The organism is Pseudomonas sp. SG20056 (assembly GCF_031764535.1).
In the GTDB taxonomy this organism is placed as follows: domain Bacteria; phylum Pseudomonadota; class Gammaproteobacteria; order Pseudomonadales; family Pseudomonadaceae; genus Aquipseudomonas.
In genome coordinates this window covers 1,607,303-1,623,854 of the sequence record NZ_CP134499.1, presented here as the reverse complement: position 1 = coordinate 1,623,854, position 16,552 = coordinate 1,607,303, and the positions used below count along the sequence as shown (strand labels likewise).

Here is a 16,552-nt window from a genome sequence, read left to right as displayed (position 1 = left end):
ACGAGGTCAAATCAATTTAGTTCCCTGCAACCATAGTGCCAATTCAAACAGGCGTATAAAAAATCCAGCTCAACACACAGCCAAACTATAAAGCCACTTTGTGACTGATCATTCACAAGCCAGGCAAGCCCATGCAGTGACAGATTTTTCCTATTTTGTCCTACCATCTGGCGCGATCAGTCACCTTACTGCGTTGTGCACGCCTAGATGTTTCAAACAAATCAGCCAAGGTCAAGCCAAGCAGCTCAATCCATATTGCGCAAACTCTGCTTACATTTAATCGGGTAACACAAAAAGTGTTACCCGATTAAGCCAGGTAACACTTTAGTGAGGTTAAAAAGGACTGTATGAGCACCTGTAACCCTATGCATTGCACATAGATAGGCAGGATCGGTCTTTAGAGTTAATGCACTGATCAAAAAACACTCAAACACATTGAGTGTTTTATGTAGGGTGGCGCTGCCACCCTAGGTTGTTACCGCTCACTAATTAACCAACCAAGCTCTTGCTGACTACCTCATAGACATCACTGGACAATTCACCCGAGGCCAGAATGCGCTGAAGTTGCGCTTTCATCTGCGCCTGACGAGCACTGCCGTATTTGGCCCAGCGAGTCAGCGGCGCTAACAAACGCGACGCGATCTGCGGGTTGAGGGCGTTGAGGGTAATCACCTGGTCGGCCAGGAAGCGGTAGCCACTGCCATCTGCCTGATGGAAACCCAGCAGGTTCTGCCCGGCAAACGCACCGATCAGCGAACGAACCTTATTCGGGTTCTTCAGGGTAAACGCCGGATGCTGCATTAGTTGTTCAACACGCTGTAGCGCACCCGGCAAGGCACAAGCTGCCTGTACGCTGAACCACTGATCCATAACCAGCGGGTTGTCCTTGAAGAAATCGGCGAAGCTGGCCAGGGCGGTTGCCTTTTCGTCTTCGAACGGCGAATTGACCAGCACCGCCAACGCAGTCAAACGCTCGGTCATATTGTCAGCGTTCTCGAACTGCTCCAAACAAGCCGCCAACACCTCAGCCTTGCCGCTGAGCATCAGGTAGGACAACGCAATATTCTGTAGGCTGCGCCGGGCAAAGTGTTCGGCCTCAGCCACATAAGCGCTAGCGCGGGACACCTCGCGGTTACGTTGATAGCGCTGCCACAACAGATCGAACAGCGCATCCGACAGTTGCATGCGCGCAAACTCACGGGCGGCGTGGATGGCTTCGACATCGGCCACAGCACTGATTTCTGTCAGATAGGCTTCACCTGGCAGCGAGAGCATTTCAGCGACCATGGCCTGATCCAGCGAATCGTCGGCCAGCAGCGTGCGGTAGGCCTCAACCAAACGTTGATCAAGCACCAACGGCTCGCCACGCTGATGCTGGTCAATCATCTCCTGCAGCACTTGCACGGACAGTTGCTGCCCCGCTTCCCAGCGGTTGAAGCCGTCACTGTCGTGCTGCATCAGGAACATCAACTGATTACGACTGTAGGGGAAGCTCAGCTTGATCGGTGCCGAGAAGCCGCGCAGCAAGGACGGCAGCGGTTTTTCCGCGAGATTGACAAAGGTAAACGCCTGTTCCGCTTCCGTTATCTGCAGCACGCGGGAAGTGCCCACTGCAGCGTCTTCACTGACCAGTTGCAGCGGCAGTTCACGCCCCTGAGCATCAAGCAAAGCCAGCTCGACCGGGATGACAAACGGCTGCTTCTCAGCCTGCCCCGGGGTAGCCGGGCAGCTCTGGCGGAAGTGCAGGCGATAACTGTTGGCGGCTGCGTCGTAGCTTTCACTGACCTCCAGGCGCGGTGTGCCGGCCTGGCTGTACCAACGTTTGAACTGAGTCAGATCGACGCCATTGGCTTCTTCCATCGCCCGGATAAAGTCATCACAGGTCACCGCCTGGCCATCATGACGTGCGAAGTACAGGTCGCTGCCTTTGCGGAAGCCCTCGGCGCCAACCAGGGTGCGGATCATGCGCACGACTTCCGAGCCTTTCTCGTACACCGTCAGGGTGTAGAAGTTGGAAATTTCCATAAAAGCATCCGGGCGCACCGGGTGGGCCATGGGGCCAGCATCTTCGGCGAACTGGTGCGTGCGCAAGTAGGCCACGTCTTCAATGCGTTTGACCGTGCGCGAGTGCATATCGGCGCTGAACTCGGCATCGCGGAAGACGGTAAAGCCTTCTTTGAGCGACAGCTGGAACCAGTCGCGGCAGGTCACGCGGTTGCCCGACCAGTTGTGGAAGTATTCGTGAGCTACAACCGCTTCAACGCGCTGATGCGCGGCGTCGGTGGCGGTTTCGGCCTTGGCCAGCACGCAGCTGGAATTGAAGATATTCAGGCCCTTGTTTTCCATGGCACCCATGTTGAAGTCGTTGACCGCGACGATCATAAAGATGTCCAGGTCGTACTCGCGGCCGTAGACCTCCTCATCCCACTTCATGGATTTCTTCAGGCTGTCCATGGCGTGCTGGCATTTGTCGATGTTTTCCGGCTCGACATAAATACGCAGCGCCACCTCGCGCTGACTCATGGTGGTGAAGCTGTCTTCCACACACCAGAGATCACCGGCGACCAGTGCAAACAGGTAGGCCGGCTTCATGAACGGGTCTTCCCACGTCGCCCAGTGTCGGCCGCCCTCCTCCTGACCACTGGCAATCGGGTTGCCGTTGGACAGCAGCACCGGGTAGTCATGCTGCGCGGCGCTCAGGGTAGTGGTGAACTTGCTCATCACATCCGGGCGGTCGAGGTAATAGGTGATCTTGCGAAAGCCCTCGGCCTCGCACTGGGTGCAGAACATGCCGCTGGATTTGTACAGCCCTTCCAGCGCGGTATTGCTTTCCGGGTGGATGCGCACGCTGCTGTCGATCACGAAGCTGGCGCTAGTGGGCTGCAAGGTCAGATGGCTGTCGCTCAGCTGGTAATCACCAGCACTCAGCTCGCGATCGTCGAGCGCCACACTGAGCAGCTCAAGCTGCTGACCGTCCAGCACCAGCGGCGGCAGACCGCTACCCGCAGCCGGATTACGGCGCATCACCAGTTGCGCATGCACCAAGGTATGGTCCTCGAACAACTCGAAGGTCAGGTGCGTTTCATCAATCAGATAATCCGGGGCCTGGTAGTCCTTGAGGTAGATCATCTTCGGCTGTTCGGTGCGCATGGCGTGTGGCCCTTTGTCTGCGGCGCGCGAGCGCCGGGTTCGCGAATAAGTAACTCAGGCGGCCAGTTCGTGAACGGCCAGCTGGTAAGCGGTGTATTTGCGGATATTGATCACGCCAGTATCGAACATCAGGTACTGGCCCTTGATGCCCAGCAACGTGCCTTCGGCCAGCGGATTCTTGTCCAGATTGAAGCTGGTGATCTTCGCCGGATAGGCCTCAATCGGATAGCTGATCTGCAGCACGGGCTGATCGCTGAGCGGCTGGATAGCCTGAATACCAAAGCGCTGCTGCAGCTCGGTCAACCCACTGCTGCACGTAGCAAACAGCTGCTCGCGTACGGCTAGCAAATCCACCGGCGCAGCATCACCCTTGAGCAGCGCACGCCAGTTGGTTTTGTCCGCCACCTGGCTGCGCAGCAGGTCTTCAACAAAGCCAGACTGCTGACGGGTTGCGACCCGCAGAATCGGCAGCGCCTGGGTCGCACCCTGGTCGATCCAACGCGTGGGAATCTGCGTGGCGCGGGTGATGCCTACCTTGATGCCACTGGAGTTGGCCAGGTAGACCACATGATCGGTCATGCAGAACTGCTCGCCCCAGCTCGGCTCGCGGCAGGTGCCTGCATCATAGTGACAGCGCTCGGGGCTCATGATGCAGATATCGCACTGCGCCAGCTTCTGCATGCAGGGGTAGCAATAGCCCTGACTGAAGCTGCTCTTGGTCTTGCGTCCACAATGTGTGCAATGGATTGCGCCCAGGTATTCCAGGCGCAGGGTCTTGCCGATCAGCGGGTTGACCGGCAGCAGGTCATCGCCCAGGCGAAAGCTGTACTGCACCGGCGCATCCAGCTGCGCCGCCATTTTGCTCAGGGCACCACGGGCCAACTCGCTCATCAGTGCAGGGTATCCGAGGACTTGAACAACAGATTGGGGATCGGCTCGGACTTGGAGCTGCATTCCTGCGGGCCCATGTAACCAATGCGCTCTTCCTCCGGCAGGTTGTGGATTTCCCAGGCAATCAGCGCCTGCAGGGTCAGCTCCTTCTGCTCCTGAGTCAACTTGCGGCCATCGGGCCATTTACCGATTTCCACGGCCAGCTTGAGGCTCTGGTAGATCTCAGGGGTGATGTTTTCAATCGCTTCAAGAAAGGACGACATGGCGCCTCCAAATGCAAAGTGGCAGTTTACCAGCCTGTAAAAGAACTAACTGTGTCGCCGACGTGCCAGCGCGCCACCAAGCAGCCCGGTCAGGCAACCGGCGAGCAGGCCGCCGACGTGCGCCGCGTTGGCAATTGCGCCGAATTGCAGCAGTTCGAAGATGCCAGTCATGCAGATCAACAGCCAGGCCAGCATCATCACCAATACCCCTGGCGGCAGCCGATAGGCGGGAGTGGGCGCCAACCGCTGGAAGATCCAGCAGTGCCCAAGTAAGCCATACAGCACCCCGGACAAGCCGCCAAACAGCGATGGGCCAGCATGCAGGTACTGGGCGAAATTGGCCGCGAGGCTAAACAGCAGTGTCAGCCCCAAGAGCATTACGGCACCCTGACGCGCCTCGATCCGCCGGCCCAGTTCCCAATACCACAGGGTGTTCATCGCCAGATGGAGGATGCCAAAGTGAATCAGCATCGGCGTCAGCAGCCGCCACCACTGACCGTTGGCCAATGTGTCGTTGAGATAGCTGAAGTAGATGTAATCGCCCTGGAGGCGGTAGTCGACAAAGCTTAGCCAGCTGACAATCGCCAGGTTATCGCCGAGCAAGGTGATAGCGGCTGCGATAAAGGTCAGCACCAGGACAACAGCCGTCATACGACTAGCTTTTAGCTGTTGAATAAAGCCCGGGGCAACATCGATCGAAGCCGGAGAGAAATCAACCAATACCTCAGTATCACCTTGTGGGTAGCGCCCATAAAGTTCGCGCACTTGCTCGGCCAGTTGCTCACCGGGCACCCAGAGCACCTGCTCGCCCGCCTCTTCCGCAACCCGGTGCGGCACCTGCAAGCGCTGCAACAAGGAGATAAAGCCACTCAGATCGATATGCTCAGGCAAACGTATTGCCGCGACTGCGCTCATGGTCGCGCCTCTGGGCTTTCGACATCAACCCAGACAAACTTGTGTGTATCCAGGCGCGTCTCCTGATCAAGCCGATAGGCCACCAGTTTACCGTTCAACACGGCGCTGTAGTCCAGGCAGGCCAGGTTGCTGCGAATCGGTGCAGGTTTGCCGCTGCGCCAGTAGTGGCCGACAAACAGCAGTGGCTGATCAGCACCGTATTTAAGCAGTTCGGTTTTCTGCATCTCGCTGAGCGGCATCTGCGCTGCCAGTTCCGGCAGGGCATCGGGCTGGAAGACGATATCGCCATAAGTCTGCGGGTCTTCTTCCCAGAATTTGGTGCGAAAGTGCGCGCGGGTAAAACCGTCATCGCTGGTCAGGGTCATACCGTGCGGCAGACGCATATCAGTGCCGCGCAGCAATCGATCAAGCGCGGTATTGGCAAAGCTGCCGTGCACGGCAGCAGCCTGGAGAAAATGCTCATCGATGCAGCCATCGGCAAACTGCGCACGCAGAGGCTCAATCAGGCTGTCGTCCCAACAGGCATGCACCACACGGAAATGCCCAGCATCGATAAACAGTGGTAACTCATAGAACCAGTCGAGAAACTCCTGCCACTCTGCCGGATAGGCGTCGAACTGTTCCAGGGTTTCCTTGATCAGCCGCGCATGCCGTGGTGTGTGCTCACGAACAAACTGCCGGCCGCTGCCTGGGGCGGCCGGCGTACTCCAGGCCAGCGCATTGAACTCATGGTTACCCATGATGCACAGCGCCTTTCCGGCCGTGACCATATCGCGCACCACATGCAACGTTTCACGGATACGCGGGCCACGGTCAACCAGATCCCCCAGAAAGATCGCCATACGCTTAGGGTGCTGCCACACCCCCGCCTGCTGGCGGTAACCCAAGGTGCTCAGCAGGCGCTCCAAGGTCTTTGCGCAGCCATGGATATCGCCGATCAGGTCATAACCGCGAGCGGGATCTAGGTGCATCAAGCCCCCCCGCCAAGGCGGCTACCCCAGCCCAACTTGTTGCGACAGACTTCGTAATAGTTGTGGTCCAGCGGGTGAATCAGGCGCAGTTTCTGCGGCCGTTTGGCCACAGTGACCGTATCGCCGGGGGCGCAGGTGAAGTGATTCTGTCCGTCACAGGAGACCTGCGGATACAGCTGCAGATCCTTGGACACGACGATTTTCAGCTCGCTGTTGCCATCCACCACAATCGGCCGGCTGGACAGCGTATGCGGGTACATCGGCACGATCACGATGGCATCCAGTTTGGGATGCATGATCGGCCCGCCAGCGGACAGCGCATAGGCCGTGGAGCCGGTCGGCGTGGCCACGATCAAGCCATCAGCCTTCTGACTGCAGACGAACTGGCCATCGATAAACAGCTCGAACTCGATCATCCGCGTGGACTTGCCCGGATGCAGCACCACATCGTTGAGCGCATCGCCCTGACCGATGGCTTCGCCATTGCGGCGCACCTCGGCCTCCAGCAGAAAGCGGTTTTCGGTCAGGTAATGCCCTTCGAGCACCTGGGCCACCTTCACCTCCAACTCATCGGGGCGAATATCGGTGAGAAAGCCCAGGCTGCCGCGGTTGACCCCCAGCACCGGCACCTTATGCCGCGCTAACGCACGGGCGGCGCCGAGCATGCTGCCATCACCGCCGACCACGATTACTAGGTCGCATACTTCGCCAAGAATCTTGCGCGACGAGGTCTGCAAGCCGTGGCCCGGCAGCACTTCAGCAATGGTGTCTTCGAGGATTACATGCAGGTGACGAGCGAGCAGAAATTTCTTCAGCCGGCGAATGGTGTCGAGAACCTGGGTGCTGCCCAGTCGACCGATGATGCCGATATTACGAAACTGCTCCATGGTGCTCCCGCCAGGCTCTGGGTCTAGTGGCTCGGATTATGGGCGAAAGCCCATGGCAGCGGCAAACCGCTGACCGGCCATGACAGCGCTTAAGCGCTTATTGAAGAGCTAGCGGGGTTACTTTTAACCCGCGCAGCAGCTCGCAAATAGCCGCAAAGCGCTATGCTCGCAGCATGATGCCCTTCCCCTCACTCACCGACCTGCCCTCGCAGTTGCGCCAACCTACTGTGCGCGACCTGGCTTGGGCACTGCTCTCGCCGCCGTTGCTGACACAGACGCCCTGGCCACAGCGTCATCCACTCAAGGCCAGTAACTGGAGCCAACAACCCGATGCGCTGGCGGATTGGCTGCTCAGTCTGGATACCGACAGTCATGCCCTACAGCAGTGGCTAAGCCAAAGCTCAGTACGCCGCCTGGGGTTGTACTACGAACGCCTCTGGCAGTTTGCACTGCATGCCGCACCGGGTGTCGAGGTACTGGCCGCCAACCTGCCCATCCGCCAACAGGGTCATACCCTGGGTGAGCTGGATATGCTGCTGCGCGATGAGGAAGGCGTGCATCACCTGGAACTGGCGATCAAGCTGTACCTCGGCCAACAGAATTGTAGTGGCGCAGAGCTGGCGCACTGGCTGGGCCCGGGCAGCCATGACCGTCTGGATATCAAACTGGCGCACCTGGGCCAACATCAGTTGCCGCTATCCACCCGCGCGGAAGCCCAGCAGCGGTTGATCGAGCTGGCTATTCAGCAACCTCAGGCGGCGTTATGGCTGGGCGGTTATCTGTTCTATCCCTGGCAGCTGCCATCCTATGCCGCGCCGCAACATGGCAACTCTGAGCATCTGCGTGGGCGCTGGCTGCATCGCACTGACTGGACGCGTTTTGCCACGCACAACCAAGGCCACTGGCAGCCGTTAGCACGGCACGCCTGGCTGGCGTCAGCGCGGATTGAGGCAGAGCATCTGTGGTCGCACGAGCAATTCAATCAGTGGTTCACCGCACTACCGGGCGATGCCAACGCGCAGTTGCTCGTACGCCTGACTGAAGGCCCGCAGAATGAATGGCTGGAAGCCGAGCGGGTGTTTCTGGTCGATGATCACTGGCCAGCGCAATCGGCCAGCTAGCTCACAGACTGCGTTCAGTACGTCCGCCCGAGCGCGCCAGATAACCCGAGCCACTTTCACACAACAGCGCATCACGCTGGATCGCCGGTAAGGCATCCACCCCATCACGCAGCGCATAGGCGCGATAACCAAGCTGCGAGAGGAGAAATACCGCACTGGCGCTGCGTTTGCCGCTGTCGCAGTAACACAGGTAGGTGCGTGTTTTATCCAGCAAGCGCGCTTTCAGACGCAGCAGTTGCAGCGGCATATTCAGTGACTGCAACGCATGGGCACGCTCGTATTCTTCCTGCAGGCGCACATCCAACCACTGCGCGCCTGCCGCGAGCAAACGCGATGCTTCGCCGAGCGACACTTCATCGACCACCGGAGCCTTGAGCAGGGCGAAGAAATCCTGGCGATCCAGGCGCAATACCACACCGTCTTCCAGCATGGTCACCGTGGCGTTGCGCGGGCGGTCGGCCAGCAAGGCCTCCTCACCAAAGCAGGCGCCAATCTCCAGTTCGGCCAACACCTGCTGCGCACTGTCCGCGCCGCGAATCACTTCGGCCCGACCATTTTTCAGGAAATAGCAGCTGTCACCCACATCACCTTCTTTTAACACGGTACTGCCTGCGGCCAACTCGACACGCTGCAAACGCTCCAGCATGGCACGCACGTTGGACGGCGGCACCTTGGCAAACAGCGGGTTTTCCAGCAGACGCTCCAGCCACTCGACTTCGACATGGTTCTGCCCCAGCTCCAGCAGCAGATCCTGATAAGCCAGGCGCCAGGTCAGCAGCCGATTGAGGGTCGCAGTGTCCAGCGCCAGCACGCTGGCATCGGTCAGCGCTCGCGCTTCATGCAGGCGCGGCAGACTCGGCGACAAAGGGTGACAACTGGCCTCGCTACCGGCCTGCAAGCGCTGCTCCTGGCCGTCGACCGATTGCAGCAGCAACTCGCCCGCCAACAGGTAGTAGGTCAAGCGTGCCTGATCCCCCGGGCGAAACAACAACTGCCCCGCCAGCAATGGCTGCGGCACCAACTGCGCACGCAGTTCGCGCCACTGCTGCTCGGACAGCACGTTAAGTGGCGTCAGGCTGCGTAACTGTTCGGGGTTAAGGGGTTCGCTCATGGAATATCCAGGCTCCGCTGGTGAAATTCAGTGTAGCCGGGTTAATCGGCTGAGCATGCTTGCGCCGCCTGCAATATGGCAGCGGCACGACCCTGCAAGCCACCCGTATGGACAAACACCAGGCGGCTGCCGCGAGCAAAGTAACCGGCCTCGACCTGCTGGCGCAACGCCATTAATGCCTTGGCGGTATACAGCGGCTCCAGCGGCACGCCACTTTGCGCTTCCGCCGCCAGCATAAAATTGAGCAACTCGGCATCCACCTTAGCAAATCCACCACGGCTGGCCTCATGCAACTGATAACGCCCGACTGGCATACCGGCAGCCTGAACAATCGCCTGCACCTGCTGCTCGACGCCATGGTCGGCCGGCACCGCCAGAGCCGCATGCACCGGATGTGCGGCAGCCTCACCGAGCAACAGACCAGCCAGGGTGGTGCCCGTTCCAGCCGCAAGCCACCAGGCGTCGTAATCGTCCCAACCGAGGTTTGGCAGCTGCTGGCGAACCTGCTGCACCAGGCTTATACAGCCCAGCGCGCCCGGCAGGCCGCCACCGCCCTCGGGCAGCGAATAAAAGCCTGGATAGTGCACCTGCCAGGGCAACCAGAAATCGGCCGCATGACGAGCCCGGTAGCCCGCATAACCCAACCAATGCAAGTGCATGCCAAAAGCCTGTAGATCATCCACCGTCTGAGTCTGCTGCGGATGACCACGTAGAAGCCCAACCGTCTGGAAATTGAAGCGTTTACCAGCAGCGGCCAGGGCATGCAGGTGATTGGAGTGCGCACCACCCAGGCTGATCACGCCAGTGGCAGCACAGGCTTCTGCGGCGCGTAGATGCTCGGAGAGCTTGAACCATTTATTACCGCTGATCAGCGGGTCAAGAAGATCCAGGCGCAATACCGCCAGTTCAACCCCGGCAGCTAGCGCCCACTCCAATCGCAAAGGTTGCAAGGGCGCGCGCGGCGCCCAGTCGGGGAGGACAACAGACAAGGCTAACTGACAGTACGCAAACGACTACTGGCCTTGTGCCGCGCACAGCAATTGGATTCACCCAGGGCAAAACGGCTCGGCGTGTCGATACGGTCGATCGGGATGGCGCAGCGCTCGCCACTTGGCAGCGAGGCTTCGCAACTCGGTTGCTGGTAATGCGCCAGCCAATGACGGTACTGCTCTTCACTGACAAAGCACTTGGCCGCAGCATAGGCCAGCGGGTTGTCCTGGTACGAAGCGATATCCTGCAGCGGGATGGTCAGGTGACCCGCGCCTGGGTGATAGACCACGAAGACCACACCAAGCTTGGCCAGGCGCTCGAGAATCTGATCACCGCCTTGGCTTGCCAGATCGGCATAAGCGCGTTTGAGCCGGTTGATCTCCTGCAGCGCTTGCGTGTCCTGCTCACCGCGATAAGCCAGTTCGACATCGCGAATGGCGATCTGCTCTTTGTATTCAGCCACTGCAGAAGCAATCTTGGCCTGCATCTCGCCTTCGAACTGCGCACGCAGGCTGTCGCTCTCACTGCGGCCATCACGTTCCAGCGCCCGCAGTTGCTCGGTCATCTCCTCACGGGAGACCTGGAAGCTCGCCGCCTGAGCAGCCAGCTGCGCCTTCAACGCAGCATTGTGCTCTTCTTGCTGTCGCAAGGCCTGGTGCAGGCCGTGAATTTGCGCCTGCAGGTTCTTGCTCTGCTCGTCGCTGGCCAACTTGAACTTGGCCAGTTCTTCTTCATGCTGCTGGGTCAGGCTGCTGATGCGCAAGCGCTGCTGCTTGATCAGTTGCGCGGCTTTCAGGCGTTGCTCCTGATCAAGCTTTTCGGTGGCTTTGGCAGCTTCTTCCTGAGCAGGATCCGGGGCGTACCACTTATCCTCCGAGGCCATCTGCAACCGCTCTGGCGCAACCGCCTGGACATTTTCGTCTTCGGCCAGCAAACCAAGACTGTTGCGCTTGACCACATCGCGAAGCAGCGCCAGGTCGTTATCGCCAGGGGTCAGACTGGGGTCCCAGAGGTGCATCTGGTGCCAGGACACCGGGCACTGACTGCGGCACGCCAGTCGAATCGGCCCAGCACCCAGATCAGGCCCACGCCCAGCTCGCTCGGCCAGGGCCTGCAGAGGGATATTCCAGCCGGAATCCGGCGCGCCCTTTTCGTCGAAGTCCAGGTAGAAAAACACCAGCGCCTTAATCAACAGGCGCGGGTTGATCAGCACGTACGCCACACGCATCTGCTCGTCGGCGAACTCCGGCATATTCACTACGCCGTCGAGCAAGGCTTCGAATTCGGGGAAAAACATTTGCTTGCAGATGCCGCCGCGCTCACTGAAGAACAGTACGGCCTCGACCATCTGCGGCTTGTTCTGCATGCTCATCGGTTTTCCTCTAGGCCGAAACGGACGCTCCGCTCAGCGCGTGACACATCCGGCTTATGCTGCGCAAAAACTGGCGCACATGGCAAGACTGCCAACAATCTGACGGGCTAAGCAAGGCCTATGCTGCAGGCGCTATACCCTTGTTCAGGCAAGTCTAGGGGAAAAACCAAGGCCAGCAATGTGACTGGGTTGGCAGTCGCCCTGCCAGCCAGCCGCTAAAAACCGGCTTACAGGGCGAAACTGTGATGGATTTGGTGCAACGACTCAGGCTTTGGCGGCAGCCAGGAATGGAGCCAGGCGCCGACCCATTTCCTCGCCCAAGGCCTGCAGGCCACTCATAGGGCGAACCATCACTTCAAAATCGACGATCTTGCCGGCTTCATCGAAGCGAATCATGTCGATGCCCTTGAGCTCGCGCTCGCCCACCTTGGCACTGAACTCCAACACCACGTTGAGACCATCGGCGCTGGCCAGCTCGCGGTGGTAGGCAAAGTCGACGAACACCTTACTCACGGTATTGAGAATCAGCGACACCACCGGAGCACCGGCATAGGGTTTGTGCGCCATGGGTGAACGGAACACCGCCTGCGGGTGCAGCAATTCCGGCAGGCTGCGCAAGTCGTTGTTCTGCATCAGGCCATGCCACTGAGCGAGCGTGGCGGCCGCTGCCGGTTGCAATTGAGGATTATCGGACACGAGCTTCTCCTTATTGTTGTAAGCCGTATGCAAAACGCCCCGCACTAGGCGGGGCGTCGGTTGCGTTAGAGTTCGGCAGCGAGGCGCGAGCCCTGGTTGATCGCGCGCTTGGCGTCCAGCTCACTGGCCACATCCGCGCCACCGATCAGGTGCACAGTCTGCCCAGCGTTTTCCAGGCCTTCCTGCAGCTCACGCAGCGGGTCCTGACCGGCGCAGACGATCACCGTATCCACCGGCAATACCTGCGGCTCGCCACCGGCGATGCTGATATGCAGGCCGGCGTCGTCGACCTTGAGGTACTCGACCGAGTTAAGCATCTGTACGTTCTTGTTTTTCAGGCCTGTGCGATGAATCCAGCCCGTGGTCTTACCCAAGCCGTCACCGACCTTGGATTTCTTGCGCTGCAGCAGGAACACCTCGCGCGCCGCCGGATGCGGATGAGCCTGCACGCCCGCCACGCCACCGCGAGCCTCCAGAGCGGTGTCGATGCCCCACTCCTTCCAGAACTCATCACGGTTGAGGCTGGTCGCCTCGCCTTGATGAGTGATGAACTCGGAAACGTCGAAGCCAATGCCGCCCGCACCAATCACTGCCACTTTCTGGCCGACAGGCTTGCGCTGCAGAATGGCGTCCAGGTAGCTGATCACCTTGGCGTGCTCGATGCCCGGAATGGCAGGGGTGCGCGGGGCGATACCGGTAGCCAGGATGATCTCGTCATAACCGCCCTTGGCCAGGTCGTCAACCGACACACGGGTGTTCAGGCGCAGATCAACGCCAGTGGTTTCCAACTTGCGTTTGAAGTAGCGCAGGGTTTCAAAGAATTCTTCCTTGCCCGGCACGCGCTTGGCCACGTTGAACTGGCCGCCGATTTCGCTGGCCGAATCGAACAGGGTCACGCTGTGACCACGTTCAGCAGCCACGGTGGCGGCGGACAGGCCTGCCGGGCCGGCGCCAACCACGGCGATCTTCTTCACAGCGGTGGTCGGGATGTAGTTCAGCTCGGTCTCGTGGCAGGCACGCGGATTGACCAGGCAGCTGGTCAGCTTGCCACCGAAGGTGTGGTCCAGGCAGGCCTGATTGCAGCCGATGCAGGTGTTGATCTCGTCGCTGCGACCCTCGGCTGCTTTGTTGACGAAATCCGGGTCGGCGAGGAACGGACGGGCCATGGAGACCATGTCGGCGTCGCCTTCGGCCAGGACCTGCTCAGCCACTTCCGGGGTATTGATGCGGTTGGTGGTGATCAGCGGAATGCTGACCTCGCCCTTGAGCTTGGCAGTGACCTTGGTGAACGCGGCGCGCGGCACCTTGGTTGCAATGGTTGGGATACGCGCTTCGTGCCAGCCGATACCTGTGTTGATGATGGTCGCGCCGGCCTTCTCGATGGCCTTGGCCAGCAAGACGATCTCGTCCCAGGTACTGCCGCCTTCGACCAGGTCGAGCATCGACAGGCGGTAGATGATGATGAAGTTCGGGCCCACGGCCTCACGCACGCGACGGACGATCTCCACCGGCAGGCGCATGCGGTTTTCGTAGCTGCCGCCCCAACGGTCAGTGCGATGGTTGGTGTGAGCAGCGAGGAACTGGTTAATGAAATAACCTTCCGAACCCATGATTTCCACACCGTCGTACTCAGCCTGCTGGGCCAGCACGGAGCAGTTGATGAAATCCTGGATCTGCTTCTCGATGCCCTCCTCGTCCAGCTCTTTCGGCTTGAACGGGTTGATCGGCGCCTGGATCGCGCTCGGCGCTACCGATTTCGGGCTGTAGGCATAGCGGCCAGCGTGGAGGATCTGCATGCAGATCTTGCCGTCCGCTTCATGCACCGCACGGGTGACGATCTTGTGCTTTTCCGCCTCTTCCGGGGTGGTCAGCTTGGCTGCGCCGGAATACACGCCGCCCTCATCGTTCGGGCCGATACCACCCGTCACCATCAAGCCAACGCCACCACGGGCACGCTCAGCGAAATAGGCCGCCATGCGCTCAAAGCCATTGGGCTTTTCTTCCAACCCGGTGTGCATCGACCCCATCAGGGTGCGGTTCTTCAGGGTGGTGAAACCCAGATCAAGCGGGGCCAGCAGGTGGGGGTACTGAGCAGTCATGGACATCTCCACATCGGGTGTTGGCTTTCACGGATGCCGCAACCTCTTAGCGGGTCGCGGTCGAATATGGTCTAGACGATAATCAGCCGCGCCGAACAGCTCAATGACCCAAAGTAACAACCTAATGATTAAAAAGAGCAGCAGCTCTTGGCAAAGCCAAAACGCCTGCCTACCCTGACGGACTTATCTAAATGCCCGACATTGAATGGGCGCAGACGGGATAACGACGCAATGCTGAAAAGCACACGGGTGAAACTCGGCGATCTGTCAGTGGGTTTTGTCGACAGCCTGGCGGACGCCATGCGCCGCTGCGCCCAGGACCCACAACCGCTGCTCGACAGTTATGGCCTGGATGCCGCACGCCTGGCCGAGCCGCGCGCACGACTGTCGATCCCGCGTTATATGCGCCTGGGCCATAGTGCAATTCAGCAATGCAGCGAACCCGGCCTGGGCCTGCTGATGGGGCAAACCAGCCGCCTGAGCCAACTGGGCCTGGCTGGTGTGACAGCGATGCAGGCACCGACCGTGCGAGAAGCGGCGCGCGCGCTGATTCGCTTTGAGCCGCTGTATGCCAGCAACTACCGTGGTCAATCCAGCCTGCACGAAGACAATCGGGGCGCCTGGTTGCGCTTCTATTCGATCAGCCCGTACAACGCCTACAACCGTTTTGTTGTCGATTCGGTACTGGCCAGTTGGACGCAACAGCTGAGCAAGCTGGCGCAACAGAACCTGCCCGTGGAGAAAGTGCAGATCGAATTTCCCGCGCCCAGCTATGCGGCGCAGTACGGCGAATTGTTTGCCTGCCCAGTGGAGTTTGCCAGCGAGCATAACCAGCTGCGCCTGAGCCAGCAGAGCCTGAACCTGCGCAACCCGGAGCACTGCCCAAGCACCTGGCGGCACCTGCTGGAAATCTGTGAACGGGAACTGACGCAGCTGACCCGCACCCGCAACCTGCGCGAGCGCATCACTCAGTTGCTCGGCCCGCTGCTGCATGGCCGCGAGCCCGACTTGGCAGAAGTTGCCGCGCGCCTACAGCTGCCGACCTGGACCCTGCGGCGCAAACTGGCCGAGGAAGGCACGCAGTTTCGCAGCATCCTCAACGACACCCGCCGCGATCTGGCCATGGCCTATATCCGCGACACCGAGCTGGCTTTCGGCGAAATCGCCTACCTGCTCGGTTTTGCTTCTGCAGAAGCCTTCCAGCGCGCGTTTAAACGCTGGAACCAGCAAACTCCGGGCGAATATCGTCGCGAGCAGCGTCGGGCCCTCTAGCAGCGCTAAAACGGATCAGAGCTCGGTGGCGTCTTCGTCACGCTCCGGCACATCCTGCTCGGTGGCGCGCGCTTCCAGCAGCTCTTCTTGATAGTCATCCATTGATGGTTCCTCCCACTCGATATGTCAGCAACCGCTCATTGCATAAACAAAGAGCATGCCAATCAGGCTAGAGCAGGCAAATGAACGCAAGATGACAGTTTGTCGCGCAACCAGATTCAGGCCAATCACAGGAAATTACAGGCAATAAAAATGGCCGGGAGCCATTTTTAACGTCGCACTGCGACGGCCCGAAGGGTTGCCCGCCATGGATGACAGGCAATAAAAAACCCGCTGATATCGCTATCAGCGGGCTTCCTATATGGCGCAGCGGACGGGACTCGAACCCGCGACCCCCGGCGTGACAGGCCGGTATTCTAACCGACTGAACTACCGCTGCATGTCGGTGGACTTGCGTCCGTACAACTCGTGCTTCATCTGATGAAGAAGCCTGTTAGGGCTTTTTCATCTCAACCTGAGCGAACTCAAGCTGGAAAATATGGCGCAGCGGACGGGACTCGAACCCGCGACCCCCGGCGTGACAGGCCGGTATTCTAACCGACTGAACTACCGCTGCGCGTCGGTGGACTTTCGTCCGGTTTCACAAGAGTGGTGGGTGATGACGGGATCGAACCGCCGACCCTCTGCTTGTAAGGCAGATGCTCTCCCAGCTGAGCTAATCACCCGCTGCTTGCGAGGCGCGAAATTTACGCAAGGGCCGCACCTAAGTCAACACCCCGCCTCAAGTTTTTCTAAAAAAGTGCAAAAAACGCTG

13 protein-coding genes and 3 tRNA genes are annotated in these 16,552 nt (G+C 59.6%); 2 read left to right on the top strand and 14 right to left on the bottom strand.

Features of this window, described 5'->3' with window-relative positions; genetic code table 11:
* Positions 1–489: 489 nt before the first annotated feature.
* Genes pepN through RHP75_RS07775 form a run of 6 tightly spaced genes read right to left on the bottom strand, consistent with a single transcriptional unit; the run spans position 490 to position 7,077 of the window.
* Positions 490–3,150 carry an aminopeptidase N gene (pepN, locus tag RHP75_RS07800; protein ID WP_311091235.1) on the bottom strand — a complete coding sequence of 887 codons (2,661 nt, stop codon included), beginning with the start codon at positions 3,148–3,150 and terminating at the stop codon, positions 490–492.
* Between the two features lie 54 nt (positions 3,151–3,204).
* Positions 3,205–4,041: a DUF2797 domain-containing protein gene (locus RHP75_RS07795; RefSeq protein ID WP_311091234.1), complete on the bottom strand. Its 837-nt coding sequence runs from the start codon at positions 4,039–4,041 to the stop codon at positions 3,205–3,207.
* The gene (locus tag RHP75_RS07790; protein WP_090384516.1) at positions 4,041–4,304 is read right to left on the bottom strand and encodes a YeaC family protein; all 264 of its coding nucleotides are present in this window, start codon (positions 4,302–4,304) and stop codon (positions 4,041–4,043) included. Before RHP75_RS07790 ends, RHP75_RS07795 begins: the two co-directional genes overlap by 1 nt.
* Before the next feature lie 45 nt (positions 4,305–4,349).
* A complete protein-coding gene (locus tag RHP75_RS07785) occupies positions 4,350–5,219 on the bottom strand; it encodes a rhomboid family intramembrane serine protease (protein WP_311091233.1) in 870 nt (289 codons plus the stop codon).
* The gene (locus RHP75_RS07780; protein ID WP_311091232.1) at positions 5,216–6,190 is read right to left on the bottom strand and encodes a metallophosphoesterase; all 975 of its coding nucleotides are present in this window, start codon (positions 6,188–6,190) and stop codon (positions 5,216–5,218) included. Before RHP75_RS07780 ends, RHP75_RS07785 begins: the two co-directional genes overlap by 4 nt.
* On the bottom strand, positions 6,190–7,077 hold the full coding sequence (locus RHP75_RS07775) for an NAD(+) kinase (protein WP_090252309.1): 888 nt from the start codon (positions 7,075–7,077) through the stop codon (positions 6,190–6,192). The genes RHP75_RS07780 and RHP75_RS07775 overlap by 1 nt, the downstream gene beginning before the upstream one ends.
* A 173-nt stretch (positions 7,078–7,250) precedes the next feature.
* On the opposite strand from RHP75_RS07775, the gene RHP75_RS07770 reads away from it, so the two are divergent.
* The gene (locus RHP75_RS07770) at positions 7,251–8,198 is read left to right on the top strand and encodes a DUF1853 family protein (protein ID WP_311091231.1); all 948 of its coding nucleotides are present in this window, start codon (positions 7,251–7,253) and stop codon (positions 8,196–8,198) included.
* A gap of 1 nt (position 8,199) precedes the next feature.
* Here the strand turns inward: RHP75_RS07770 and RHP75_RS07765 are convergent, their stop codons facing one another.
* From RHP75_RS07765 to RHP75_RS07745, 5 genes are all read right to left on the bottom strand, one after another.
* Positions 8,200–9,309, bottom strand: a complete 1,110-nt coding sequence (locus RHP75_RS07765) for a cyclic nucleotide-binding domain-containing protein (protein ID WP_311091229.1) — start codon at positions 9,307–9,309, stop codon at positions 8,200–8,202.
* A 41-nt stretch (positions 9,310–9,350) separates the two neighbouring features.
* Positions 9,351–10,259 (bottom strand): 1-aminocyclopropane-1-carboxylate deaminase/D-cysteine desulfhydrase, encoded by a 909-nt coding sequence (locus RHP75_RS07760; protein WP_409079710.1) that lies wholly within the window; start codon positions 10,257–10,259, stop codon positions 9,351–9,353.
* A 41-nt stretch (positions 10,260–10,300) separates the two neighbouring features.
* Positions 10,301–11,671 carry a chromosome partitioning protein ParA gene (locus tag RHP75_RS07755; protein ID WP_311091227.1) on the bottom strand — a complete coding sequence of 457 codons (1,371 nt, stop codon included), beginning with the start codon at positions 11,669–11,671 and terminating at the stop codon, positions 10,301–10,303.
* A gap of 264 nt (positions 11,672–11,935) precedes the next feature.
* A complete protein-coding gene (locus tag RHP75_RS07750) occupies positions 11,936–12,304 on the bottom strand; it encodes a nuclear transport factor 2 family protein (RefSeq protein WP_311091889.1) in 369 nt (122 codons plus the stop codon).
* A gap of 128 nt (positions 12,305–12,432) precedes the next feature.
* Entirely contained in the window at positions 12,433–14,466 is a 2,034-nt protein-coding gene (locus RHP75_RS07745; protein ID WP_311091226.1) for an NADPH-dependent 2,4-dienoyl-CoA reductase, read from the bottom strand.
* Between the two features lie 231 nt (positions 14,467–14,697).
* On the opposite strand from RHP75_RS07745, the gene RHP75_RS07740 reads away from it, so the two are divergent.
* Positions 14,698–15,738, top strand: coding sequence for an AraC family transcriptional regulator (locus RHP75_RS07740; RefSeq protein ID WP_409079709.1), 1,041 nt, complete (start codon positions 14,698–14,700; stop codon positions 15,736–15,738).
* 362 nt (positions 15,739–16,100) lie between these two features.
* On the opposite strand, the gene RHP75_RS07735 is transcribed toward RHP75_RS07740, so the two are convergent.
* From RHP75_RS07735 to RHP75_RS07725, 3 genes are all read right to left on the bottom strand, one after another.
* Positions 16,101–16,177, bottom strand: a tRNA-Asp gene (locus tag RHP75_RS07735).
* Positions 16,178–16,277: 100 nt separating this feature from the next.
* Positions 16,278–16,354 (bottom strand) — tRNA-Asp (locus RHP75_RS07730).
* A gap of 33 nt (positions 16,355–16,387) precedes the next feature.
* Positions 16,388–16,463: transfer RNA gene (locus tag RHP75_RS07725), tRNA-Val, on the bottom strand.
* Between the last annotated feature and the right edge of the window lie 89 nt (positions 16,464–16,552).

Excerpts from the sequence above, each read along its gene's own strand:
- RHP75_RS07785 (WP_311091233.1), bottom strand. The coding sequence starts at position 5,219 with ATGAGCGCAGTCGCGGCAATACGTTTGCCTGAGCATATCGATCTGAGT.
- RHP75_RS07770 (WP_311091231.1), top strand. The coding sequence starts at position 7,251 with ATGATGCCCTTCCCCTCACTCACCGACCTGCCCTCGCAGTTGCGCCAA.
- RHP75_RS07795 (WP_311091234.1), bottom strand. The coding sequence starts at position 4,041 with ATGAGCGAGTTGGCCCGTGGTGCCCTGAGCAAAATGGCGGCGCAGCTG.
- RHP75_RS07790 (WP_090384516.1), bottom strand. The coding sequence starts at position 4,304 with ATGTCGTCCTTTCTTGAAGCGATTGAAAACATCACCCCTGAGATCTAC.
- RHP75_RS07755 (WP_311091227.1), bottom strand. The coding sequence starts at position 11,671 with ATGAGCATGCAGAACAAGCCGCAGATGGTCGAGGCCGTACTGTTCTTC.
- RHP75_RS07765 (WP_311091229.1), bottom strand. The coding sequence starts at position 9,309 with ATGAGCGAACCCCTTAACCCCGAACAGTTACGCAGCCTGACGCCACTT.
- RHP75_RS07750 (WP_311091889.1), bottom strand. The coding sequence starts at position 12,304 with ATGCAGAACAACGACTTGCGCAGCCTGCCGGAATTGCTGCACCCGCAG.
- pepN (WP_311091235.1), bottom strand. The coding sequence starts at position 3,150 with ATGCGCACCGAACAGCCGAAGATGATCTACCTCAAGGACTACCAGGCC.
- RHP75_RS07740 (WP_409079709.1), top strand. The coding sequence starts at position 14,698 with ATGCTGAAAAGCACACGGGTGAAACTCGGCGATCTGTCAGTGGGTTTT.
- RHP75_RS07745 (WP_311091226.1), bottom strand. The coding sequence starts at position 14,466 with ATGACTGCTCAGTACCCCCACCTGCTGGCCCCGCTTGATCTGGGTTTC.
- RHP75_RS07780 (WP_311091232.1), bottom strand. The coding sequence starts at position 6,190 with ATGCACCTAGATCCCGCTCGCGGTTATGACCTGATCGGCGATATCCAT.
- RHP75_RS07775 (WP_090252309.1), bottom strand. The coding sequence starts at position 7,077 with ATGGAGCAGTTTCGTAATATCGGCATCATCGGTCGACTGGGCAGCACC.